Origin of the sequence: Clostridioides sp. ZZV14-6387, assembly GCF_020657835.1 — a bacterium.
GTDB lineage: Bacteria > Bacillota > Clostridia > Peptostreptococcales > Peptostreptococcaceae > Clostridioides > Clostridioides difficile_A.
In genome coordinates, this window is the sequence record NZ_JAGWCW010000042.1 from 1 (window position 1) to 24634 (window position 24634).

The window sequence follows — 24634 nt, forward strand, 5'->3', positions numbered from 1 at the left end:
ATATAAAACAGATATATGTATGTAATAAAGGCACAGTAAAGATATCATTAGAATTTATTCATTGATTAGTCTAGTTTATTTTTAAAAAAAGTATTATAATATCCTTTGTGTGCAAATATAGACATTCTTATGAAAAAAATTTAGTATAAAAAAATTACTATACATTATTGTAATTAAACATATAAAAAGTAAAATATTTAGAAAAGTATATTTCTAAATCTAACTTTTAATATGGTATAAAAATTAGAAAATTAACAAAAAATACAAAAATTCACATTTTTTTCATAAATTGTTTGACTAAAAAATTCACGTGTTGTAGAATTATGTTAGCGGGAGTTTTGGGGGAGGTGTAAATAATGATAAAAAAAATACCACAAGCAGAACTAAAAGTAATGAAATTTATTTGGAGAGTAGATGCTACAGTGACATCAAAAGATGTTATTGAAGCAATGGAACAAGAATATGGCTGGAAACAAACCACAACACTGACACTTTTATCAAGGCTAGTAAAAAGAGGATTCTTAGATGCTCAAAAAATAGACAGATATACACATTACACAATAGTGGTAAAACATAAAGAATATTTAAGCTTTGAGACAAAGGATTTCCTAAGCAATATACATGATGATTCTTTTACAAGTTTAATTTCAGCATTACATGAGGATGAAAATTTAGGCAGAGATAAGCTGGATTTTTTAGAAAGTTATTTTGATAATTTAAAGGATGAATAATTATATGTTGTATATCTTTGACAATCTTATACAGACAACTATTATATGTAGTCTTGGTATTTGTCTATTATTATTTTTGAAAAGATATGTGTTTAAGAAGTTTAGTAAGAGATTCAATTATTATATTTGGTTGATAATAGTTTTTAGAATGCTACTTTTTCTATTTAATTATACAATAATGTATGAAGTAAAAGAGCCTAAGAGAAATGTAATAGGTAATGGAGTTACTGACATTTCTATGGGCAATAATATTATGCTGTATTTATCTTATTTATGGATACTTGTAACCATAGTCATTGCAGTTTATACCTTTGTAAAGTATACAAAATTTAAAAATCTTGTTGTTGATGTATCTTATGATATTGAAGATAATGATGTAAATTGTATCTATAAAAATTTGTTGAAAGAATTAAATATAAAAAAGAAAATTGAGTTAAGAGGTTCTGATGAATTGGTAAGTCCAGCAGGTATAGGACTATTTAAGTCATATATATTCTTGCCAGATTATCCTTATAGTAAGGATGAGTTGACTTGGATTTTAAAACATGAATTAATGCATTTTAAGAACAAGGATATTTTGATAAAGTTTGCAGTGTTGTCTGTCAAAATAATATATTGGTTTAATCCACTTGTTTATATAATTTGCAATAAAGTAAATCTAGATTGTGAATTATGTTGTGATGAAAGTGTTTTGAAAGATTGTTCTTTAAAAGATAAGAAAGAATATGCATTAGCACTTATAAAGTCAATTAAATTGAGTAAGAATTACCATAGTGGAGTTTTAACCACTGAATTTAATAAAACAAACTTAGAAAAGAGACTTGATAGTATTATAAATAGTAATTTAAAAAATGGTATTTTTATAGCATTAATTTTATGTTTATCATCATTAATTACATATTTAGAATTTGAACCAATTAGTTTTGTGACACCAATAAATTATATACGTAAGGAAGCACCAATTGAAAATAAATCTAATTCAGAAGCTCAATTTCATGTAAATGTTGAAATATAACTTAGTTGAAAAAATTCCTATTAAGGGATTTATATAAATGCTAAAATTATCAAGGAGGGTTTTATGTTTAAAAAAGTAAGAAAAATATTAATAATTGCATTGTGTTTGATTATGATAGGCAGTGTATCAATATTTGCGGATACAACAACTGAAAATTTACCAGAAAATAAGGCAACAGAAGAACCTATTTTTACTGTTACTGTTGAAGGTTACACGTTTACATATGAAAGTGCTCCACAAGCAGTTAAGGATTCATATGAGAAGACTTGTGCAGAGCTGGGTGTAGAGCCAAAAGCAAGTGATGAAATATTTATTCCAATAGAAGGAATGTCAAAATATAATATGTATAAAGCTGAGGCTAGAAAAGATAGTTTTACAATTAGTTTTTACAATACTTTTTTTGATGTAAGTGGAGCAAAGAATTATCAAGTATATGTAACAACTTATGTTGGATATGGTCATACAACAAGCGGAAACCCAGTACACTTAGTTCAACTTATGATAAATCGTACTGGTGTATATTTAGATGTTGATAGTATTTTTGGGAATAACACATACAATAAAGTTAAATCTTTCCAAAGTAAATATGGATTAAGTTCAGATGGTGTAGTAGGGTTAGGAACATGGAAAAAATTTGCAGATGTTCTAAAATTATATGCATAGATTAAAGCGTAGTTATAAATATATAGTATAATAAAAACACGATAAGATATAATCTTATCGTGTTTTTATTATGAAGAATAATAGTAACAATTTATACTAGACATCAATTTACTTGAAGTAGTTAAAATTGTATTTTAGTTCTAAATTCAATGTTAATTTATATAATATTTTACAATCACTTCCATATAACCCTACCATCAATATCCTTAATCTCTTGACAACCAGTCAAAATCATAGTCTCACATAACTCATTCCTAACCTTCTCTATAAAAAACTCAACACCATCAAGACCACCACCAAAAGAAGCAGTAACAAAAGGTCTTCCCATCAAAACAGCATCAGCACCCAAACCAAGCATCTTAACTACATCAACACCAGTCCTAACACCACCATCAGCAAGTATTGTTATCTTTCCTTTTACAGCCTTAGCTATATCTGGAAGTACCTCACAAGTACCAGGAGTATAATCAAGTACTCTTCCTCCATGGTTTGAAACAATAATAGCACTGGCTCCAGACTCTACAGCCATCAAAGCATCATCTACAGTCATAATTCCTTTTATAATAAAAGGTAATCTAGTAGATTCAACCAATTCTCTAATCTCACTAATCGTCTTAGGAGAAAAAGGATTCTCTTGAAGTTGATTATTAATCAATCCACAAGCATCAAGGTCTACACCAACCGCAAAAGCACCTGCTTCTTCAGATAATCTAATTTTTTCTATTATCTTTGAATTTTTCCAAGGCTTTATAAACACAATTCCATTTCCATCATTATCTTTTAATACATCTAAATTATTCAATAAAAAAGTATCCACATTGGTATCACCAACCATAGCATAAATTCCAGAATTGGAACAGCCTCTAACAACAGGTTCTATGTATTCTTTTTCAGAAACTTTACCACCCATATTTAATATAGTACCTGATACAGGTGCAGCAAATATAGGAGAACTCATTTTTCTACCAAATAATTCTATAGAAGTATCTGGGTTTGAAACATTATGTATTACTCTCATATTTATCTTTATTTTTTCTAGACTCTTTCTATTTTCAATAAAAGATGAACCACTTCCTTTGCCTCCCATGCCAGGAACATTTCCAGCACAAGCTAATCCATTACAAATTTTACAGACTTTACATGTTCCATTAAAGTTCTCCCTAGCTGATTTCAACAATTCATTATAATTCATATAAAAACTCTCCTTTTCATAATATTAAAATTGAGTAGTACTATATTGAAAATATCTTAATTGTAAGTGTAGAAATGATATTATGATGAGTTAAATATAATACATATTAGATATTTTTTATTGTTGTAGATACTTAAAGTATAGCATATGAGCTAAGTTAATTATAGAAAAATAAATAGTGCTTATTCAAGTATACATTTTGAGAAACTTTAAAAGGACTATAGATAGATTTTTTTGAAAATCTATCTATAGTCCTTAAATTTATGTCAATCCTTTTTTTATTAATGAATATATAATATAGAATACAATATACAAAAAAGTTTCTCAAAATGCTACGCTAATCCCCATTTACAGAGCAACATCATTATACTGTGTAAATTTGAATCAACAATATTTTCTCCATATCTAACCATAAAATCATCTAACTGTGTGTCAATAAATGAATAATATCCACTTATGCTATCAATGTAGGCAGTCATTAAGTGTATACATTCATCACTTTTATCTTTATACATATATATCTCCCCCTATATACAATATATAAATTTAGATACTAAATCGTATCATATAAAATATTTGAGCGTGTCACATCTATGCAGTTCTATATTTATATCCTTATATTAATAGCTAAAGTAAGTTTTGACAATAGGTTTTGAAAAACTGGATATTTAAAGCGTAAACTTGGATTTTGAGACAATTGATTAATGTAAATGTATGACGATATATGTATACAAGATTTAATTAATTGGAGATATTATAAACAATTACTTTTATTAAGGTTATTTAAGTGGTAGAATAACTTGGAGATTAATAATTATAAGGAGGATATAATATGAGTTTATACAAGTTTATATATGATGATAAGGAATATTTGTTAAAAGAAGAGAATTGTAGTGCTTTAATAAATGATGAAGAAAATCCAATTCAAGGAATAACTGTTTCAAAAATAATTGATATACTTAATGAAACAGAAGAGGTTGATTTTGACATAGAATATTATCAAGAAGCATGTCCATTATGTTTGGAAGGAGTGAAAGAAAAGAAAAAGTTCTTTCCTTTCTTAGAATATCATTTTTATATTTTCAGTAAAGATGGAAAATATGTAATAAGTAACATATCTAGTGACTATAAGGGGTTATCTTTTAATAAATTATCAAGAGCAAATAAAGTTGATAATAGTTATATTGTGAGCGTGATAATTTGCGAAAATTGTCAGGATTATATAGTTCAGGTAGAAAATTGTATGGTTTAATGTAAAGTATGTCTTAATTTAGGAGAAATTTCTAAATTGAGACACTGACTTTTTTATCAAATAGTATGGAAAATTACTAATTTTATGAGATAATGTAAGTCGGAGGTGAGTTACAATATATATTAAATGTTTGGAAGAGATAGATGATACAATTTTAGATTTAATGTTTAGGTTAACCTTGAATGAAAGATTATTGAATAATAATGATTTTATTGAAAATAACATTGATGTAGTAAAGAATTCAATCGATTGCTATAAAACTGAACAAAATAGTTTGATGTTATTAAAATCAAATTTTTTGCTGGCTTTATTATATGGTGTTCAAGGGATTAGTGAAAAAATGAAAGAGTATATTTTGATTTCCTATAAATATATTGATAAATACTTACCTAAAGATTATAAATTTCTAGCGAGGTTTTATTCACAAATAGCTATTTTAAGTTTAAAAAATGAAAATATAAATAAGGCAAATTTACATATAGATAAATTTAATGTTATTTGTAATGATAATAATTGTTCGGTTGAAGAAATTATTTTCAAATCACAACTGATTTACATTAAGGCAAGTAAATGCATAGAATCTTCTATAATAATTAAAGAAATAGAAGATTTATATATAAAGGTAAAAGAAATTAACGATTTTAATTGTAAAAAAATATATTTTTTTATTGTTGGTAAAATATATTTTTTGTTTTTAGATGATGCTATAGTAGCTAAAGTAAATTTTTTACAGGCAAGAAAATATGCAGATTTATTAAAGGATATGGACGTGTCTTCATTATGTAATATAAAAATAGGTGAATGTGAGTGTTCATTTGAAAATTATGAAGGCTCGATAGACTGTTTTAATGAAGTAATAAGTAATAAAAAATATATAAATGTAGATACAATACAAAAATATAGAGCGTCAAATAATATAACTAAGATATTAATAAAAACTAAAAACTATCCTGAAGCGATAAATAATTTAGCAAAATCTGAAGTGTACTTAGAAAAAATTAAAAATAATAATTTAAAAGAAACTGAGAAGTTTGGATTATTTATAAATTTAGCTATGTATTATGCAAAAAGTAATGAAAATTCATTTGAACAGTCAATCTGTTATTTAGATAGAGCTAAAGATATCTTAAGTATTATAAAAAGTGAAGAAGAATATATACTGTATGATTTGGAAGTAGTTTATAATCAAGTAAAGATATATTATTGTTTTGGAGATTATAATAGTGCATTAGATACAAGTAAAAAACTATTTGAGAAATCTAAAAATGCTAAAAATTATAATTATGTAAGACTAGCATATAAGAATATATATATGTGTTTTGAAATGATTCAAGATTATGAAATGAGTATGAAATACTTTAAAATGTATTATGAGTTAAAAATGATGTATGTAAAAGCTAGAAATAGAAATTATATAGATTCTTTAAATTATAGGTACGAATATGTTGAAAAAGAAATAAATAACATGAGAAAAATAAAGACTGATTTAGATAAGAAAAAATATATTGACCATTTGACAAGTGCGTATAATAGAGTTTTTCTAAATAATTTTTTAGAAGGACAAGAAGTCAGCGAATACAGTACTGCATTCATGATAGATGTAGACTACTTTAAAAACTATAATGATACCTATGGACATTATAATGGAGATATTGCTCTTAAAAACATAACAACAATAATAAAAAAATATCTAAAAAAAGATATGCTTATAATAAGGTATGGTGGAGAAGAATTTTTGATACTATCTATATGTAAAGATTATAAAAAAAGTAAAATCTTTGGAAGAAAGTTATGTAGAAGTGTAAAGAAATTTTTAAACAATAATTTGACAATTAGTATTGGTATTGATACATGTAAAAATAGTAGTATAGATATAAGTGAGATAATTGGAAATGCGGATAAAGCCTTGTATAAAGCCAAACAAAGTGGTAGAAATCGATGTTTGCATTATCATGATTTTAAAAATTTTTAACTATTTAAATAGGATTGGTGATTCATTTGAAAGGGTGTTCAATAGAAGATTTAAAGAGAAATATAAAAAAGATAGAATATGATATGTTGACTAAATTCTATCTGAATTTGACAGATTTAAACTACATCTTGGATTATCACAAAGAACTTTTAAATACAAAAATAGAAGTTAAGAATAGAGTTTATGTTTTATATTTAATTAGTCTCATAAACTATATAAAAAAAGATAGAGAAGCATCATACAAATATCTACTGGATTCATTAAAAGACATTAAAAAATTGCCCTCAAAAGAGAATGCAGAGATAATATCTAAGATTTATATTTATCTTACACTATCAGCTATTTCTATAAGAAAATATGATAAGGCAAATAACTTTTATTTTTTAGCAAAAAAAAGCATAAAACAAAACCACTTAAACGAGCTATTAGTCTTGTTTAATATGAGTTTATGTGTAGAAATAAGTGCATTATATAAGACTAAAACGGATGTAATATCTTTAGTAGAGGAAGTATCTTTTTTTAAAAATTTAAAAAATAAAGTCCTTGTAAGTAGAGCAAATTATATATTTGGAAGAGTTTATCTTTATTTGTTTAATAACTTTATAAAGAGTATGGAGTATCTAATTGAATGCCTAAGGTTGGCTCAAGAAAATAACTTGTATTCTATAGAAGCTTTTTGTAAATGTATAATAAGCTTGTGTTATTTAGAAAGTGGAAATAATATAGAAGCCATAAAATACATAAAAAATGTGCTAGATGTTGCACACAATAATAATTCAATATCACTAACTGAAAGAGTAGCCATAAAAATAGACCTTATATGGGCCTATTTAAAGGAAGATATGAATAAAGAAGCAGAAGATGTTCTAGTAAAAGCTATAAAGTTGATGAAAGCTGTCGAAGGTGTGTATAAGGATTATTTATACTCATTTATATTTTTATATTCAGCTGAAATTGAGTTAAAGAAAAGTGATTATAATTTTGAAAAGGTAAATGCCTATTTGATTTTATCAAAAAACATATATAAAAGTTTTGGAGATGTTTTTATATATAATTCTAAACTAGATTACATATATAAATTGTATGGAGATTTATATATAAAATTTGGTAATATAGATGAAGGTATAAGCTGTTATCTAAAAGGTTTAAACTTGGTTAAAAAAAGTTCATTAAATCCTAAGAAAATGTCTATATTTTATGGTCTAATAGCAAATGGATATGAACTAAAAAAGGATTTTAAACTAGCGATAGAATACTATAAAAGTATGGATTGGTATTCTGATAAATGGGAAAAAAATAATTCCTATAAAACATCTCAAGGAATTCATAAACAATATGAACTTAGGAGAAAACAAGAAAGTTTAAAAGCACTCGTAGATAATAATAAAAAATTAGAAAATGATATATTAAAAGATGGACTTACTCAATTATATAATAGAAGATATTTAGAAGAACAATTAGATTCATTTAATGGAACTAGAGAAAAAAATATGGTAGCGATATTGGTAGATATAGATTATTTTAAGAGTTATAATGATAACTATGGTCATCTAGCAGGAGATAAAGTTATAACAAAGGTAACTGATATTATAAGAAATGTATTTATAGACATTACTGAACACATAATTAGATATGGGGGTGAAGAAATTTTAATATTAGTGGATTCTATAAAATCAGTAGACATTGAAGAAATTGATAATATAGAATTATACATTAAAAGAGTTTTTAAACTTCTAGAATTTGAAGGTATTGAACATATGTATTCTAAAGTAAAAAACTATATAACTATAAGTGCTGGAGTAAGTATAAAAAGGTGTCGTAGCAGAAAAGATGCTGAAGTATTAATTGAAGATGCAGATAAAAACCTATATAAATCAAAAAAAGCAGGTAGAAATCAATACATTATAATTTAAAATTGAGGTGATTTTGTTGCGAAAAAAAATAGGAATTATAGCCTCTGATATTGAATTAAAAGAAAGAATAGAAGAATTATATAAAGAAGATGTAGAAAATGGAACCATAATAATTGACATACTCAATTTAGACTTAATGGAAAATCAAGGACGTATACTTGTTGAAAAAGGTGCTCAAGCTATAATTGGTAGAGGTGGAGGTTATAGTTTAGTAATAGATACAGTAAGTGTACCTGTTATACCTATGAATATGAAATCGACTGACCTCTTAAGAGCAATAGAAATAGCAAAGAGATATTCTAAAAAAGTAGTATTGATTCTTGGAGATAATGAGGTTTCTTTTGATTATGTTGGGTGGAGAAATGTAATAAGTACTGAGATAACTGAGGAATGGTTTGAATCTAAATATGAGATAAGAAGTAAAGTCGTAAAATATATAGACCAAAAAGATGAAGTTGTAATAGTAGGTGGAGGTCTAGCTTGTTCTTTTGCAAGACAATATGGCATTGATAGTGTATTTGCAACTGCGAGTGATGAATCTATAAGAGAAGCTGTTGAGTATTGTAAGAAATTATTAGATACATTAGGTGAAGAAAAATTTAATAATGAAGTTTTAAGAAATATACTTGATGGTATAAAAGATGGAGTAATCGCGATAGATAGTAATGGTAGTATAATTTTGTACAATGAAAGTGCAAAAAACATGCTTAAAGTAGAAAGAAGATGTGCACTCAATAAATATATATTAGATGTATTCCCAAAAATGGAGTGGATGTTAGACTGTTTACATGAAAAAAATGATGTAGAAGATAGAAAGATAAGAAATATAAATAATTTAATTGTTAATACTAGAACTACATTAATAAAAGTAGATAATAGCACTTATGGAGTTTTGGGAATAATACAAGATATAACTAAACTACAAAACTTAGAAAGAAAAATAAGATTTGATTTAAATCAAAAAGGTCTTTATGCTAGATATACTTTTGATGATTTTTTATTTAAAGATAAATTAACTAAAGAATTTATTGAAGAAGCTAAAAAAATTGGAAAAAGTGATTATACAACTCTACTATATGGAGAAAGTGGGTCTGGTAAAGAAATTATAGCTCATAGTATACATAATATAAGTAGAAGGAAAGACAGACCTTTCGTTGCAATAAACTGTGCTACTATAGCAGAGAATTTGCTTGAAAGTGAACTTTTTGGATATGAAGAAGGTGCATTTACCGGTGCCAGAAAAGGTGGAAAAAGAGGTCTATTTGAGCTAGCACATGGAGGAACACTTTTTTTAGATGAAATAAATAGTTTATCTTTTAATATTCAGACAAAACTATTAAGAGTAATAGAAGAACGCCAAATAATGAGAATTGGTTCTGACTATATAATACCTTTAGATATAAGAATCATAGCAGCAACAAATGAATCATTAACTGAAAAAATAGTTATGGGAACATTTAGAGCTGACTTGTTTTATAGATTAAGTAGTTTGGAGATAAATATTCCTCCTCTAAGAGATAGGAGAGAGGATATAATACCACTATTTAATAACTTTGTAAATGAAGTATTAAAGGACGATGGTCTTAATGGAATAAATAGCATAGATGAAAATTTTGTTTTAACTAAAGATGAAATTGATAAACTGTACAATTACAGTTGGCCTGGAAATGTTAGGGAATTAAAAACAATAGCCCAGAAATATGTTGTAACAGGAAAAATTAAATTGAGAAAAGAACGAGATTTTAAAACTCAAAAGGTAGCACCTAGTTCTGAAATAGACAACTTTAATTCTGAAATGACAGCCAGTGTAGAAGTTCAAGATGAAGTTATAGATATAAGTAATATAAACGATGGTAAGGTGTGTATAGATATAAAAGAGGTAAATAAGTATGTTGAAGAAAAAATAATAAGCATGCTTTTTGCCCAAGGACTCTCTAAAAATGAAGTGGCACAAGTTCTCGGGATAAGTCGTACATCTTTATGGAAAAAGTATAATAAAAATATATAAATACAGATACATATAAAATATTTTAAAAGTAATGTTAATTTTTTAAAACAAGTGTTAAAAAAAATTAACGTTATTTTTTTGCATTTTTTTATTTTTTTAGACAAGCATATATATTTATAAGAAGAATAACTAAAACACTTAATTTAATAATGAAAAAAATCAGAATTCTAAACAAAAGTAGTTTTACATAAAGTAAAATTTGTTGGCATGCTAATTGCTTAATATATAATGTGAGAGTAAATACAATTTTAGGGGTGATGGTATGAGTCAAAGTATGGTTGGTAAGCATGCGATGTGGCCAAAAGAAAATGATGTTATATTTAGCATATCTGGTAGAGCTCAAGCAGCAGAGAAGGCTTTAGGCATGGATAATGTAATAAATGCAACAATAGGCGCTCTAATGGATGATTCAGGAAAATTAATAACAATGAAAACTGTATATGAAGAATATAAGGCATTAGATAACTGTGAAATAGGTGCATATGCGGCCCTTGAAGGTCAGCCAGATTACTTAGAAGCAGTAAAAAAAATATTTTTCAGAGATTACTTACCAGAAGGACATATAAGAGTATTAGCTTCACCAGGAGGAAGTGGTGCAATAAAATTGGCTGTATGGAATTATACTAATGAAGGTGATGAGGTTTTAACATCTGATTGGTTTTGGAGTCCATATGTAAGTATAGCTGAAGAAGCCAATAGAAAAGTAGTAAACTACCAATTGTTTGATGAAAATAGAAGATTTAATTTTGAGTCATTCAAAGAAAATTTTGTAAATATAGCACAAAAACAAGATAGAGTTTTTACAATTATAAATACACCAGCTCACAATCCAACTGGATATAGTGTTGCAGATGATGAATGGGATAAAATATTAGATTTATCAAAAGAAATTGCAGAAGATAAAGATAAAAAGATAATATTTTTCGTAGATTCAGCATATATTGACTTTGCAGGTGATGATGATGTATGTAGAAAGTTTTTTAAGAAATTTTCAAATCTACCTGAAAACGTTCTCGTATTAGTTGGATTCAGTATGTCAAAAGGATTTACAGCTTATGGTATGAGAATGGGAGCTATAATTTGTATATCTTCAAGTGAAGAGGTAGCTGAAGAGTTCCATTATTCATGTGTTCATTCATGTAGAGCAAACTGGTCAAATTGTAATAGAAGCGCTATGGCAGTATTATCTAACATTGTAAATGACCCTAAAAAATTTAAAGAATATGAAGATGAAAAAGACATATACAAAAAAATGCTAACTAGAAGAGCAGATGTATTTGTAAAAGAAGCTGAAAGAGTAGGCTTAGAAATTCTTCCATATATAGCAGGATTCTTTGTAAGTATACCATGTGATAATCCAAAAGAAGTATGTGAAGAATTGACTAAACATAATCTATTTGCAGTTCCATTAAAAATGGGATTAAGATTTGCAGTTTGTGCAGTTTCAGAAGAAAAATGTAAGAAAGCACCAAGTATTATAAAAGAAGTACTTGAAAGTTTAGAAGTAAAAATAAATAATTAATTTCATTGAACAAATTGGGTGGACTATGAATTTAATAATTGTAGATGGAGGGAATTTTATATGAAACAATTGATGACAGGTAATGAAGCAATTGCACGTGGAGCCTATGAGGCTGGTGTTAAATATGCATCCGCATATCCAGGTACTCCAAGTACAGAAATATTAGAAAATATAGCAACATATAAAGATGCAATAGTTGCAGAATGGGCTCCAAACGAAAAGGTAGCACTTGAGGCTGCTATAGGGGGTTCAATTGCAGGAGCAAGAACTATGGCTTCTATGAAACATGTTGGTGTGAATGTTGCAGCTGACCCAATATTTACTTATGCATATACAGGCGTAAATGGTGGTATGGTACTTATTACAGCAGATGAACCGGGAATGCATTCATCTCAAAATGAGCAAGACAATAGGATGTATGCAAAATTTGCAAAGATACCTTTATTTGAACCATCAACTAGCCAAGAAGCTAAAGATATGATAAAAGAAGCGTTTGAAGTTAGTGAAAAATACGATACACCAGTTTTATATAGAGTTACAACAAGACTCTGTCATTCAAAAGGTTTAGTGGAATGTTATGATAGAGAAGAAGTTGAAATTAAAGAATACACTAAAAATGCTAAAAAAATGGTAACAGTTCCAGCAAACGCTCAAATAAGAAGGGGTGTTGTTGAGGAAAGAATGGAAATTCTTAAAAAATTCTCAAATGAAACTGACTTGAACTATTATGAAATAAATGATACAAAAATAGGTGTTATAGCTTCAGGTATGTGTTGCAATTTTGCTAAAGAAGTATTTGGAGAAAATGCATCATATATGAAGTTAGGATTTACAAATCCATTACCTTATGAAAAAATAAAAGAATTTGCAGATAAAGTTGATAAAATATATGTAATAGAAGAAAATGACCCATTTATAGAAGAACAAATAAAAGCATATGGAATAGACTGTATTGGAAAAGATGTAATGCCTCCATATGGTGAAATGACACCAGATGTTTTAAGAAAAGCTATATTTGGAAAAACAAATGATACTATAGAATACAAATCTGAATTAGTAACACCAAGACCACCAAGTTTCTGTGCAGGATGTCCACATAGAGGATTCTTCTATGAACTTGGAAAGAGAAAAAATTTAATAGTTGGTGGAGATATAGGATGTTATACTCTTGGATTTGCTCCTCCATATAATGGAATAGATTATGTTGTTTGTATGGGTTCTGCTTTTGGAACTGCACATGGAGCTCAAAAAGTTCTTAATATGAAAGAAGGAAATGAAAAAAGATTAGTAGGTGTACTTGGAGACTCAACTTTCTTCCATACAGGAATAAATGGTCTTTTAGACGTAGTTTACAATAGAGGGAACTCTATATCAGTTATATTAGACAATAGAATAACTGGAATGACAGGTCACCAAGAAAACCCAGGTTCAGGATATACTTTACAAGGTGCTAAAACTAAAGATGTTGATATAGAAGGATTAGTTAAAGCTTGTGGAATAGAACATGTAAGAGTTATAGACCCTAACAATCTAAAAGAAGTAAATGAAGCATTAGACTGGGCTTTAGCTATAGAAGATGAACCATCAGTAATAATTACAAGATGGCCATGTGTACTTAAAAAATTCTCTAAAGAAGATATAGAAGAATTTAATAACCCATTTAAGACTAAGTGTAAAGTTGACCATGATAAGTGTATTGGATGTAAATTATGTTTGAAAACTGGATGTCCAGCCCTATCATTTGATAAAGAAAATAAATTATCAAATATAGATAGAAATCAGTGTGTAGGATGTGGAGTATGTTCACAAGTTTGTCCAAAACAAGCAATAGTTAAGGAGGAAAAATAATATGACTAAGAGTATACTTTTGGTAGGTGTAGGAGGTCAAGGAACTATACTTGCTAGTAAATTATTAACTATGGGATTGATGGAAGCTGGATACGATGTAAAAATGAGTGAAATACATGGAATGAGTCAAAGAGGAGGTTCTGTTTCCTCACAAGTTAGATATGGAGATTGTGTGCATTCTCCAGTTATAGAAATTGGTGGAGCAGACATATTAGTATCTTTTGAAAAAATGGAAGCTTTAAGATGGTTTAATTATTTAAAACCAGAAGGAAAAGCTTTAGTAAACAATTATAGAATAGATTCTATGACTGTCTTAATCGGAGGAGCTGAATATCTAGAAGGTGATATAGATGAAGAACTAAATAGATTAAATGCAAAAGTTATAAACGCTGCTGATAAAGCTGAAGAACTAGGAAATTCAAAAATAATGAATGTTATTTTATTAGGTTGTCTAGTTAAATCTATGGAATTAGAGTCTATCGATTGGGAAAAAATTATAAGTGAAAATGTTAAACCAAAATTTGTTGAATTAAATATAAAAGCTTTCCATGAAGGTATGGAAATGGTTAACAAATAGTTTATAATATATATAAATAAACTATAGAAATTAAGGTGAAAGGAAGAAAATTATGACTTACAGAATATTAGCCATAAATCCAGGTTCTACTTCTACAAAAATAGCAGTATATGATGGAGAAGAACAAATTCTTGTGAAGACAATAGACCATCCAGCTCAAGAGATTGCAAAATATAATACAATACAAGACCAATTTGAAATGCGTAAAGAAGCTGTTTTGAATATTCTTGAAGAAAATAATATAGATTTGAAATCTCTTAGTGCAATAGTAGGAAGAGGTGGGGTTTTACCACCAGTAAAATCAGGAGCATATTTAGTAAATGAAGAAATGATTGATGTACTTAGACATAGACCAGTGCTTGAACATGCTTCAAATTTAGGAGCTGTTGTGGCACACGCAATATCAGAGCCACTTGGAATAAACTCATATATTTATGATTCTGTTGCAGTAGATGAGCTTATAGATGTAGCCAGAGTATCTGGACTTTGTGGAATGGATAGAGCAAGTACAGGGCATGCATTAAATACTAGAGCTATGGCTTTAAAATATGCTAAAGATAATGGGAAAGATTATAAGAGTTTAAATCTAATAGTAGCTCATATTGGTGGAGGAGTAAGTATTTATCTTCATGAAAATGGAAGAATGGTTGATATGTTATCTGATGATGAAGGGCCATTTTCTCCAGAAAGGTCAGGAAGAGTACCTGCTACAAAATTAGTGGCAGCTTGTTATTCAGGAAAGTACTCAGAAAGAGAAATGACTAAAAAGATAAGAGGTAAAGGTGGTATCGTTTCATATCTAAACACTGTAGATGCTAGAGAAGTTGAGAAGATGATAGCAGAAGGAAATAAAGAAGCAAAAATTATTTATGAAGCAATGGCTTATCAATTGGCAAAAGGTATTGGAGAATTAGCAACTGTAGTGGATGGAAAAGTAGATGCTATAATTATAACAGGTGGAATTGCATATTCTGAAATGTTTACTTCAATGGTTAAAAAGAAAGTGGAATTTATTGCACCAGTAGAAATTATGGCAGGAGAAAATGAGTTAGAATCACTTGCTTTTGGAACTTTAAGAGTACTAAATGGAGAAGAAGAAGCTAGAATTTATAGTGAGAATTTATAGTGAAAATTAATAAGAACAACTAAAAATGTTTATATATTAAAAAGTGGTATATCCATTTTTATACACGAAAGCTTAGAATATAAGTGAAAGTGTATAAAATATGAATTGCCACTTTTTTTATAATTGAAATTTTATATTAAATTAATGAAGAGTTATGTAAAATTTTGTATTTATATATATATTTTATTGGTATTTATTGCTATTATTATTATGAGGAGTGATTTTTGATGGGAAAAATAAATTTAAAAAGTATGATAAGATTGTTTTCAGGTTTCTTTATATTTGCAATTTCTTCTGTATTGATGATTAATGCGCATGTTGGGCTTATGCCTTGGGATGTGCTTCATCAAGGTTTATCTATAAAATTAGGTATAACTATAGGTCAGGCATCTATAATGGTAGGGGTTATAATCGTTATATTGGATGCAGTTTTTGGTGAAAACATAGGATGGGGAACACTACTTAACATGACATTCATAGGAATATTTATTGATTTAGTAATATTCTCTGAAGTAATACCTCATGCAAGTAACACTTATGTAGGTGTATTTATGGTTGTTATAGGAATTATTTTAGCAGCTATAGCAAGTTTTCTATATTTAGGGGTTTGTCTAGGCAGTGGACCAAGAGATGGTCTTATGATTGCTCTTCAAAAGAGAACTAATAAATCAGTACGCCTTGTTAGGACAATTCTTGAAATACTAGCTCTAGTTGTTGGTTGGTTATTAGGAGGTTCTGTAGGTATTGGTACACTTGTAAGTGCATTAGGACTAGGATATGTATTACAAATAGTGTTTAGGATGTTTAATTTTGACACGAAGTCGCTTAAACATAGATTTATTATAGATGATATAAAAGAATGGAAAGAAAAGAAAAGAGATGAACATAAGTGTAAATCAAGTATTGCAATAAAAAATGAGCAAAATTAAGTATACCAAAATATATTTGTATTTTGTTTAATTTATGTAAAGGTAAGGAGATTTGGAAATGGAATTATGGGATTTATATAATACTGATGGAATTAAAACAGGAAAAGTTATAGAAAGAGGTAATTCTATTGAAGAAGGTTATTACCATTTAGCAGTTGAAGTATGGATTGTAAATAGTAACTCTCAGATTTTAATTCAGAAAAGGTCTAAAAGTAAAAAGACATTACCAAATATGTGGGGAATGACAACTGGATGTATTGTTTCTGGAGAAGATAGTTTGGAAGGTGCAATTCGTGAAGCAAAGGAAGAAATAGGGATAGATATATCTAAAGATGAAATGAAAGTTTTTAGAAGTATGATTCATGGTGATACTCTTTGGGATGTATACTTTGTTAAGAAGGAGTATGATATATCAAAAGCTATTTTGCAAGAAGAAGAAGTAAGTGATATAAAGTGGGTAAGTACAGACAGAATAAGACAATTGATAAAGGATGGTTTATTTTTTGAATATCCAGAAATATATGAATTACTATATGATATAGATAATAATAATTTAAACTTATAATATGGAGCAGATTTTAGTATAAACATAATTGTATAGAATTATCTTCTCTAAATTTTAATATTGTTTTATGAAGAATTAATAAGTTGTTTTGAAAGCTTTTTGATTATTTTTAGAATTAGAATAAAAAAGAGTGACACTGTAAAGTCATAAAAATTTGGGGAGGGTTTAAACTGTGAAAGATAACAAAGAATTGACACATGATGGCTCAAAATATAAAATTGTTTCTATATCTGTTGTAGTAATTATTTTAATTACGTTCTGGTACATGTTAAATATGGTGCTTTTAACATTTATAATGACTTTTATTTTTTATAACTTACTTGTAGCCATAAGAAAACGAATTAATAAAATTTCCTCTAGAATTATTCCAGATTCGTTGATAATTGTAGTGTTATACTTACTATTTGCTATATTACTGGTATTGATTAGTTATGCAGTTGTACCAATAATTATAGTCCAACTTACGGAATTAAGTAGGATTTTTAGTGATTTTGATGTAAATCAATTTGCTCAATCTCTAGGTCCAAAACTTTATCCTGTTGTTTCAAAGTTAGATTTTAATAAATATATTTCACAGGCAGGGCTACTTATAGCATCAACAGCAACAAAGGTTGGAAGCTTTGGAGTAAATATATTGTTAGGTTTCTTACTGAGTTTGCTTCTTTTACTTGAAAAAAATGATATCAAGAAATTTGGAAATAAACTTGCAGATAGTAAGATTTCTTTCATTTATAATTCCCTTGTATTTTTCGGAAAGAGTTTTGTGAAAAATTTTGGTGAAGTAATGAAAGTACAAGTAATGATTGCATTTATAAACTCTGTTGTTTCCATGATTTTTTTAGGTTTTATGGGATTCCCTCAAATATGGGCTTTAGGATTTATGATTTTCGTGTTAGGTCTTATTCCAGTGGCAGGAGTTATAGTATCATTAATTCCACTAACTGTAATAGCCTTTAATATAGGTGGGATAACAAAAGTACTTGGAGTTTTGGCAATGATTTGTATAGTACATGCAGTAGAAACATACATATTGAATCCTAAACTGATGTCAAATAGAACAAAACTTCCAGTTTGTTTTGTGTTTATTATTTTACTTGTAGGAGAGCATTATTTGGGTGTGTGGGGATTATTAATTGGAGTTCCAATATTCATGTTCCTTATGGATATTTTAGGTGTTAAATTTACTTCTAGATAATATATTACAATAATAATTTATTTTATGAATGCGACTCATAATTTGATTTAAAAAAGAACCTATAAATGGACAACATTAATAAAAGAAGTCTGTTTTATAGGTTCCATTTTGATTTTTATAAATACTATAGAATTAATAACAAGAAATTTATTTCATTTCAAAAGTTTCACAACTTGCATTTCCTGAATTTATATGAACTTTTTCAGCTTTACAAAGTTCATTTTTATTGTATTTACATTTTACAGCTTCACAATGGATATTGTCTGTATCAACTTGATTAGTATCATTAGAACGACTAGTTATTCCAGAAGTATATTTGTCTTCAAAAGAAGCACAATAAGTGTTTCCTGTAGTAGTTGCTTGCATTCCATCTACTTTTATGCTCCCAGCATAACAGTATCCACTAGTATTATAAGCACAATTAGTGGCATCGCAATTTAAATTATTATTTTTCATAAAATAACCTCCTAAGTTTTATTTAAACTTATTATGTGAAGTTATTTAAATTTTATACACCTATTTACAATTACATTTATCACATTTAACAATTACATCTTTTGAAGTTTCTCTTCCTAAATTTCTATTGACATGATATACATCTGTATTTTCAGTTGAACCACATATAGAACATTTGAAATTATTTTCTAGTAAAGTCCTTTCTCTAAATAACTTCCAGTACATAGAATTGATGTAATCATTGTAGTTCACCTTGAGGCATGTTTCAAGAAAGTTTATGTATAGATTATCTAAATCTCCTGTATCTAATTCTGTATATTCTGGTTCAAAATATTCACAACATCCTCTAAAGTCAGGTTTAGTATCCGAAATAACACATCTAATATCATATCTATAGTCTAGGCTGGGCCCCTTGAATGAAAGATGTGTACAAAAAGAACAAGATGTCTCTGGTAGATTTTTTTCAAGTTCATGTAATTTATTATTCATAAGTATTCCTCCAAAAAAATTTATTTTAAGTATATAAATGTGTAGATTGTTTTAAAACTTTTATTTATTTATATTAGAAATTCAGGATAAATATTCCAATAAAGAGTAAATACCTAGTTATTTATGTGTTAAATAAAAAAGAGACAATCTCTAATTTGAGATAGCCTCTTTTTATGATTTTTATATTAAAAGTTTAATTAAGTGTAACTCTGGTTAATTTTAGTCAGCTAGTTTCACATCTGCTTTGTTTTTTAACTTTCTACCATAGTATACAGTTAAAACAGCGTATAATACAGTAAATATAGCAGCTAAAATATAGGATATGTTTATACTTAGATTAAATCCAATTTGAGCATTGAATATATAGCTAAATATGATAAAAGAATAAAACATACCTGGAATTAAGCTTATAATATAATTTTTTTCTTTTATTATAAGATAGACTGTAATCATCGCAAATGCAAATATAGCGATGGTTTGATTACTCCATGAAAAATATCTCCATAATATATTAAATCCAGAAGCACTGAGTTTTGCAAATATGAGGATGGCTATGACAGGGATAAATATACAGATTGATAGTATAACACGATGTTTCTTTTCCTTTTGGTCATAATGAAAATAATCAGCAAGCATTAATCTTAGAGATCTTAAAGCTGTATCTCCAGAAGTTATTGGTAAAATGATAACACCTATTATAGCTATGATTCCACCAATAGAACCAAGTAAATCTCTTGCAACTAAGCCTATTACATCAGGAGAGCCTATCAATTCCTTAGGTATACCTTTATTGTAAATACCCATAGCAGCTGCAGCCCAAATCATTGCAATTAAACCTTCTAAAATCATCATATTATAAAAAGTAGTTTTTCCTTCTTTTTCATTTGAAACTGATCTTGCTATAAGAGTGGCTTGAGTTGAGTGGAACCCAGAAACTATACCACAAGCAACTGTAACGAAGAATGTAGGGATAAGAGGAATTCCATCAGGATGAATACCTTTCCAATTTGCAAGACTTAGATTAGCTAAGTCATAACCTTGTGTAAATATTCCGATTCCAACACCAGCAGCAGATAAAAGTAGTATTGCCCCAAATATTGGATATATCTTTCCTATAATCTTATCAATTGGGAAGAGTGTTGCACATAAATAATATACAAAAATAATTCCATAAACTATCCATACAACTGGATTATTTATAGTTGACTTCATATTTAAGATTTGTGTAACAACCAAATCTCCAGGTGTGTAAATAAAAACTGCACCAACTAAAAGCATTAATAGACAAAGGAATATATTATAGACTTGAAATACTTTATTACCTAAAAATCTACTGATAAGAGAAGGCATCTGTGCTCCTTTTTCTCTTATACTAATCATTCCACTCATATAGTCATGTAAAGCTCCTCCAAATACACAACCAATAGGGATTAGTATAAATGCTATTGGGCCAAACAATATACCTTGGATAGGTCCTAGAATTGGTCCTGTACCAGCTATATTAAGCAATTCAATGAGACTATTCTTCCATTTTTTCATTGGAACATAGTCTACACCATCACTCTGAGCAAGAGCAGGTGTTTTTCTGTCATCTGGGCTAAATACTTTTTCACAATAAGCACCATATAAAGCACCTCCTATTAGTAATATAGCCAATCCAATTAAGAACGTTGTCATAATATCACCCCATTTATAAAATTTTTGGATTCTGTATACGTATTGAAATAACCTACAAATTCTATAAAATACTAAAAGTAATATAATTTCAGAAATTAATACATACACATAATCATGTACTTAGTATACATGTGTTTAGTAAAATTTTCAATATTATAGCAATAAAGAATATAAACAAAATTCTGATAATATTTTACAAAAAAATTAAAAAACATAAAAAATAGTTTAAATATATAAGTAAAAAAGATAAATCAATTGATAATGTAAATGTCTATATCTTAACAATATTAAGAGGTCTAAAATTCTTGAAGAAAGAATAGTCAAGTGATATAATGAGTTTACAGGTGTATATACACTAGTACATATAGAAAGCGGTGCAATTATGGATAAAGATTTAACATATCAAATCAAAGAGCTAAAGAAAGAAAAAAATGCAATAATACTTGCCCATTTTTATCAACCACCAGAAATACAAGAATTAGCAGACGCAGTTGGTGATTCGTATTACTTAAGTGAAATTGCTAGAGATTGTAACGAAGATGTGGTTGTATTTTGTGGAGTAAGATTTATGGGAGAAAGTGCTAAGATATTATCACCTGAGAAAACTGTATTAATGCCAGTAAGTAACGCTGGATGCGCTATGGCAGATATGGTAGATGAAGAAGGCGTGATAAAACTAAAACAACAGTATCCAAATGCTTTGGTTGTATGTTATATAAACTCTACAGCTAAAGTCAAGGCACATTGTGATGTTTCCGTTACATCGTCCAGTGCAATTAAAATATTAGAAAACATAGATAATAAAGAAATTATATTTCTTCCAGATAAAAACTTAGGAGGATATATTGCAGAGAAATTTCCAGATAAAGACTTTATATTTTGGGACGGATATTGCAAATACCACAATAATATAAAGGCTGAAGAAATAATTGAATTAAAAGATAAGTATAAAGATGCAGAAGTGTTGGTACATCCAGAATGTAAAAAGGAAGTAAGAGATTTAGGAGATTATGTAGGCAGTACATCAGGAATAATAAAATATGCTACTAATAGTGAAAATAAAGATTTTATAATAGCAACTGAAGAAGGAATATTACATGAATTAAAGAAAAAGAATCCTAATAAAAACTTTTACATCCCTGGAGGAAGAATACTATGTACTGATATGAAAAAGACAACATTAGAAAATTTATACAGTACACTTAAAAATATGGAAAATGAAGTTACTGTAGAAGATGAAATCATGGAAAAGGCTTTAAATTCACTGCTTAATATGCACAGATTAGCAGAAGGATAGAGGGATAGACTTATGAATTTAGAACAAGATGTTTTAATAGTTGGAAGTGGTATTTCAGGGTTATATTGTGCATTAAATTTAGATAAAAATTTAAATGTATTAGTAGTATCAAAATCTACAATTGAAAACAATAATACATATCTTGCACAAGGTGGAATTTCAACTGCTAGAAATATTGATGATATAGAGTCTTTTGTGGAAGATACAATGAAAGCTGGTCAGTATAAAAATAGAGTTGAAGCAGTCCAAGTTCTTGCAGATGAATCTATTGAAAATGTAGGACAAATAGTAGATTATGGTATGCCTTTAGATAGAGAAAATGGAGAAATAGATTACACTAGAGAAGGTGCTCATAGTGTAAATAGAATAGTTCATAGCAAAGATAATACTGGAGAGGTTGTTTTTAAGACTTTATTAAAAGAAGCTAAAACTAGAGAAAATATAACTCTTATAGAAGATGCGTATCTTTTAGACATATTAAAAGATGGTAATAAGTGTATAGGAGCTAGAATTTTTAAATCTCAAAAAGAAATTCATGTTTTTTCAAAAGTGGTAGTTTTGGCTACAGGTGGAATAGGTGGACTTTTCAAAAACTCTACCAACCAAAGACACCTTACAGGTGATGGAATTGCTATAGCTTTAAAAAATGATATAAAAATAGAGAACTTAGAGTATATTCAAATACATCCAACAGCTTTCTATGAAGAGAATAGTGAAGGCAGGAGAATGCTTATATCTGAATCACTAAGAGGAGAGGGAGCTAAACTTTTAAATAAAAATAAAGAAAGATTTGTCGATGAACTTCTTCCTAGGGATGTAGTTTCAAAAGCTATTTTTGAGCAAATGGAAAAAGATAATTCACCTTATGTATATCTAGATGCAACGCATTTAGGTAGCGAATATTTAATTAACAGATTTTCTTTCATTTACAATGAATGTTTGACTAGAGGGACAGATATAACTAAGGAATATATAAAAGTATCACCTGCACAACATTATTTTATGGGTGGGATACATGTCGACTTGGACTCAAAAACATCTATGGAAAATTTATATGCAGTTGGAGAGATTAGTTGCACAGGTGTTCATGGAGCAAATAGACTGGCAAGTAATTCTTTACTTGAAGGGCTTGTATTTTCAAAGAGAGCCGCCAAAAGTATAAACTCAGTTATGGATGAGATAAAAGTTGAATTTATAGATATACCAGATATGGACATAGATATAGAAAAGATAAAAAAAGAGAATAAAATATTAGTCATAAAAGAAATTGAAAGAACAAGTGAGGATTTTGGCGATGAATTATTTGATTATTGATAGAATGATACAGGATGCTTTAATAGAAGATGTTCCAAGTGAAGATATAACAACTAATTCTATTGTGGATGAAAATTCTAAGTCTACTGTAGATTTAATTTGTAAGCAAGATGGTATAATAGCTGGATTAGGTGTATTTAAGAGGGTTTTTGAGATACTTGGAAATGTAGATGTAGAGTTATATAAAAATGATGGTGATAAAGTAGAAAATCGTGAAAAGATAGCTGTATTAACTGGGAATACTAGAAATTTACTTGTAGGAGAACGTGTAGCATTAAATTATTTACAAAGAATGAGTGGTATAGCCACTACTACTAGTAAATATGTTGAAAAGCTTGAAGGTACAAATACAAAGTTGTTAGATAGTAGAAAAACAATACCTAATCTTAGAATATTAGATAAATATTCTGTAAAAGTAGGTGGAGGATGTAATCATAGATTTAATTTATCTGATGGAATTTTGCTTAAAGACAATCACATTGGAGCCGCTGGTGGTGTCAAAAATGCAGTTGAACTAGCTAGAAAAAACACTTCTTTTGTTAGAAAAATAGAAGTAGAAGTGGAAACCTTAGATATGGTAAAAGAAGCTTTAGAAGCAAAAGCAGATATAATAATGTTGGATAATATGAGCTTAGAAATGGCAAAACAAGCTATAGATATTATAAATGGAAGAGCCATTGTAGAATTTTCTGGAAATGTAAATTTAGATACTATAGAATCTATAGGAAAAATTGGAGTGGATGTTGTTTCTGTAGGAGCACTTACACACTCTGTCAAAGCTCTCGATATAAGTATGAAAAATCTGAGAAATATATAAATTTGATATTGATATAAATTTAATTAAGATAGACTCCATAAATTTACATAGTAAATTTATGGAGTCTATCTTTTAT

At 28.1% G+C, this 24634-nt stretch carries 22 protein-coding genes; 17 read left to right on the forward strand and 5 right to left on the reverse strand.

Translation table 11 applies throughout. From position 1 onward, the window contains the following. Window positions 1-356: 356 nt before the first annotated feature. The 3 genes from KGF38_RS18620 (at window position 357) to KGF38_RS18630 (ending at window position 2409) form a co-directional block, all read left to right on the forward strand. Window positions 357-731, forward strand: coding sequence for a BlaI/MecI/CopY family transcriptional regulator (locus KGF38_RS18620; RefSeq protein ID WP_079770229.1), 375 nt, complete (start codon window positions 357-359; stop codon window positions 729-731). Beyond that, window positions 724-1746, forward strand: coding sequence for a M56 family metallopeptidase (locus KGF38_RS18625; RefSeq protein ID WP_227832622.1), 1023 nt, complete (start codon window positions 724-726; stop codon window positions 1744-1746). The genes KGF38_RS18620 and KGF38_RS18625 overlap by 8 nt, the downstream gene beginning before the upstream one ends. A 63-nt stretch (window positions 1747-1809) precedes the next feature. Continuing rightward, window positions 1810-2409 (forward strand): peptidoglycan-binding domain-containing protein, encoded by a 600-nt coding sequence (locus KGF38_RS18630; protein WP_227832623.1) that lies wholly within the window; start codon window positions 1810-1812, stop codon window positions 2407-2409. Window positions 2410-2584: 175 nt separating this feature from the next. Here KGF38_RS18630 and KGF38_RS18635 read toward each other — a convergent pair whose 3' ends face one another. Both KGF38_RS18635 and KGF38_RS18640 read right to left on the reverse strand, forming a co-directional pair. Continuing rightward, on the reverse strand, window positions 2585-3601 hold the full coding sequence (locus KGF38_RS18635) for an alpha-hydroxy-acid oxidizing protein (protein ID WP_227832624.1): 1017 nt from the start codon (window positions 3599-3601) through the stop codon (window positions 2585-2587). A gap of 332 nt (window positions 3602-3933) precedes the next feature. After that, a complete protein-coding gene (locus KGF38_RS18640) occupies window positions 3934-4116 on the reverse strand; it encodes a hypothetical protein (RefSeq protein ID WP_021385205.1) in 183 nt (60 codons plus the stop codon). A 317-nt stretch (window positions 4117-4433) separates the two neighbouring features. On the opposite strand from KGF38_RS18640, the gene KGF38_RS18645 reads away from it, so the two are divergent. From KGF38_RS18645 to KGF38_RS18695, 11 genes are all read left to right on the forward strand, one after another. Continuing rightward, the gene (locus KGF38_RS18645) at window positions 4434-4853 is read left to right on the forward strand and encodes a DUF3785 domain-containing protein (protein WP_054270983.1); all 420 of its coding nucleotides are present in this window, start codon (window positions 4434-4436) and stop codon (window positions 4851-4853) included. 130 nt (window positions 4854-4983) lie between these two features. Then, window positions 4984-6825 carry a GGDEF domain-containing protein gene (locus KGF38_RS18650; protein ID WP_074178403.1) on the forward strand — a complete coding sequence of 614 codons (1842 nt, stop codon included), beginning with the start codon at window positions 4984-4986 and terminating at the stop codon, window positions 6823-6825. A gap of 83 nt (window positions 6826-6908) precedes the next feature. Continuing rightward, window positions 6909-8738, forward strand: coding sequence for a diguanylate cyclase (locus KGF38_RS18655; protein ID WP_407811672.1), 1830 nt, complete (start codon window positions 6909-6911; stop codon window positions 8736-8738). Between the two features lie 7 nt (window positions 8739-8745). Next, window positions 8746-10746: a sigma 54-interacting transcriptional regulator gene (locus KGF38_RS18660; RefSeq protein ID WP_176702452.1), complete on the forward strand. Its 2001-nt coding sequence runs from the start codon at window positions 8746-8748 to the stop codon at window positions 10744-10746. 262 nt (window positions 10747-11008) lie between these two features. Continuing rightward, window positions 11009-12268 (forward strand): pyridoxal phosphate-dependent aminotransferase, encoded by a 1260-nt coding sequence (locus tag KGF38_RS18665; RefSeq protein ID WP_074178400.1) that lies wholly within the window; start codon window positions 11009-11011, stop codon window positions 12266-12268. Window positions 12269-12328: 60 nt separating this feature from the next. Then, on the forward strand, window positions 12329-14116 hold the full coding sequence (iorA, locus tag KGF38_RS18670; protein ID WP_054270978.1) for an indolepyruvate ferredoxin oxidoreductase subunit alpha: 1788 nt from the start codon (window positions 12329-12331) through the stop codon (window positions 14114-14116). Window position 14117: 1 nt separating this feature from the next. Further along, the gene (locus KGF38_RS18675; protein WP_054270977.1) at window positions 14118-14693 is read left to right on the forward strand and encodes an indolepyruvate oxidoreductase subunit beta; all 576 of its coding nucleotides are present in this window, start codon (window positions 14118-14120) and stop codon (window positions 14691-14693) included. Between the two features lie 52 nt (window positions 14694-14745). Then, window positions 14746-15819 carry a butyrate kinase gene (buk, locus tag KGF38_RS18680; RefSeq protein WP_074178399.1) on the forward strand — a complete coding sequence of 358 codons (1074 nt, stop codon included), beginning with the start codon at window positions 14746-14748 and terminating at the stop codon, window positions 15817-15819. 227 nt (window positions 15820-16046) lie between these two features. Then, on the forward strand, window positions 16047-16748 hold the full coding sequence (locus KGF38_RS18685) for a YczE/YyaS/YitT family protein (RefSeq protein WP_054270975.1): 702 nt from the start codon (window positions 16047-16049) through the stop codon (window positions 16746-16748). A 58-nt stretch (window positions 16749-16806) separates the two neighbouring features. Next, the gene (locus KGF38_RS18690) at window positions 16807-17313 is read left to right on the forward strand and encodes an NUDIX hydrolase (RefSeq protein ID WP_054270974.1); all 507 of its coding nucleotides are present in this window, start codon (window positions 16807-16809) and stop codon (window positions 17311-17313) included. Between the two features lie 172 nt (window positions 17314-17485). Next, on the forward strand, window positions 17486-18508 hold the full coding sequence (locus tag KGF38_RS18695; RefSeq protein WP_074178397.1) for an AI-2E family transporter: 1023 nt from the start codon (window positions 17486-17488) through the stop codon (window positions 18506-18508). A 147-nt stretch (window positions 18509-18655) separates the two neighbouring features. Here KGF38_RS18695 and KGF38_RS18700 read toward each other — a convergent pair whose 3' ends face one another. The 3 genes from KGF38_RS18700 to KGF38_RS18710 form a co-directional block, all read right to left on the reverse strand. After that, complete coding sequence (locus KGF38_RS18700; RefSeq protein ID WP_021385244.1) at window positions 18656-18964, reverse strand: DUF1540 domain-containing protein; 309 nt, start codon at window positions 18962-18964, stop codon at window positions 18656-18658. Window positions 18965-19024: 60 nt separating this feature from the next. Further along, entirely contained in the window at window positions 19025-19453 is a 429-nt protein-coding gene (locus KGF38_RS18705) for a hypothetical protein (RefSeq protein ID WP_054270973.1), read from the reverse strand. 219 nt (window positions 19454-19672) lie between these two features. After that, window positions 19673-21130, reverse strand: a complete 1458-nt coding sequence (locus tag KGF38_RS18710) for a carbon starvation protein A (protein ID WP_074178396.1) — start codon at window positions 21128-21130, stop codon at window positions 19673-19675. A 382-nt stretch (window positions 21131-21512) separates the two neighbouring features. On the opposite strand from KGF38_RS18710, the gene nadA reads away from it, so the two are divergent. Genes nadA through nadC form a run of 3 tightly spaced genes read left to right on the forward strand, consistent with a single transcriptional unit; the run spans window position 21513 to window position 24558 of the window. Beyond that, a complete protein-coding gene (gene nadA, locus KGF38_RS18715; RefSeq protein WP_054270971.1) occupies window positions 21513-22427 on the forward strand; it encodes a quinolinate synthase NadA in 915 nt (304 codons plus the stop codon). A 12-nt stretch (window positions 22428-22439) separates the two neighbouring features. Then, window positions 22440-23741, forward strand: coding sequence for an L-aspartate oxidase (locus tag KGF38_RS18720; protein WP_074178395.1), 1302 nt, complete (start codon window positions 22440-22442; stop codon window positions 23739-23741). Beyond that, complete coding sequence (gene nadC, locus KGF38_RS18725; RefSeq protein WP_167640586.1) at window positions 23722-24558, forward strand: carboxylating nicotinate-nucleotide diphosphorylase; 837 nt, start codon at window positions 23722-23724, stop codon at window positions 24556-24558. Before KGF38_RS18720 ends, nadC begins: the two co-directional genes overlap by 20 nt. Window positions 24559-24634: the final 76 nt, after the last annotated feature.

Coding starts and splice junctions, on each gene's coding strand:
- KGF38_RS18655 (WP_407811672.1), top strand. CDS start 6,909: ATGTTGACTAAATTCTATCTGAATTTGACAGATTTAAACTACATCTTG.
- buk (WP_074178399.1), top strand. CDS start 14,746: ATGACTTACAGAATATTAGCCATAAATCCAGGTTCTACTTCTACAAAA.
- KGF38_RS18690 (WP_054270974.1), top strand. CDS start 16,807: ATGGAATTATGGGATTTATATAATACTGATGGAATTAAAACAGGAAAA.
- KGF38_RS18710 (WP_074178396.1), bottom strand. CDS start 21,130: ATGACAACGTTCTTAATTGGATTGGCTATATTACTAATAGGAGGTGCT.
- KGF38_RS18665 (WP_074178400.1), top strand. CDS start 11,009: ATGAGTCAAAGTATGGTTGGTAAGCATGCGATGTGGCCAAAAGAAAAT.
- KGF38_RS18620 (WP_079770229.1), top strand. CDS start 357: ATGATAAAAAAAATACCACAAGCAGAACTAAAAGTAATGAAATTTATT.
- KGF38_RS18700 (WP_021385244.1), bottom strand. CDS start 18,964: ATGAAAAATAATAATTTAAATTGCGATGCCACTAATTGTGCTTATAAT.
- KGF38_RS18645 (WP_054270983.1), top strand. CDS start 4,434: ATGAGTTTATACAAGTTTATATATGATGATAAGGAATATTTGTTAAAA.
- KGF38_RS18630 (WP_227832623.1), top strand. CDS start 1,810: ATGTTTAAAAAAGTAAGAAAAATATTAATAATTGCATTGTGTTTGATT.
- nadA (WP_054270971.1), top strand. CDS start 21,513: ATGGATAAAGATTTAACATATCAAATCAAAGAGCTAAAGAAAGAAAAA.
- KGF38_RS18625 (WP_227832622.1), top strand. CDS start 724: ATGAATAATTATATGTTGTATATCTTTGACAATCTTATACAGACAACT.
- KGF38_RS18685 (WP_054270975.1), top strand. CDS start 16,047: ATGGGAAAAATAAATTTAAAAAGTATGATAAGATTGTTTTCAGGTTTC.
- KGF38_RS18635 (WP_227832624.1), bottom strand. CDS start 3,601: ATGAATTATAATGAATTGTTGAAATCAGCTAGGGAGAACTTTAATGGA.
- nadC (WP_167640586.1), top strand. CDS start 23,722: ATGAATTATTTGATTATTGATAGAATGATACAGGATGCTTTAATAGAA.
- iorA (WP_054270978.1), top strand. CDS start 12,329: ATGAAACAATTGATGACAGGTAATGAAGCAATTGCACGTGGAGCCTAT.
- KGF38_RS18675 (WP_054270977.1), top strand. CDS start 14,118: ATGACTAAGAGTATACTTTTGGTAGGTGTAGGAGGTCAAGGAACTATA.
- KGF38_RS18720 (WP_074178395.1), top strand. CDS start 22,440: ATGAATTTAGAACAAGATGTTTTAATAGTTGGAAGTGGTATTTCAGGG.
- KGF38_RS18705 (WP_054270973.1), bottom strand. CDS start 19,453: ATGAATAATAAATTACATGAACTTGAAAAAAATCTACCAGAGACATCT.
- KGF38_RS18640 (WP_021385205.1), bottom strand. CDS start 4,116: ATGTATAAAGATAAAAGTGATGAATGTATACACTTAATGACTGCCTAC.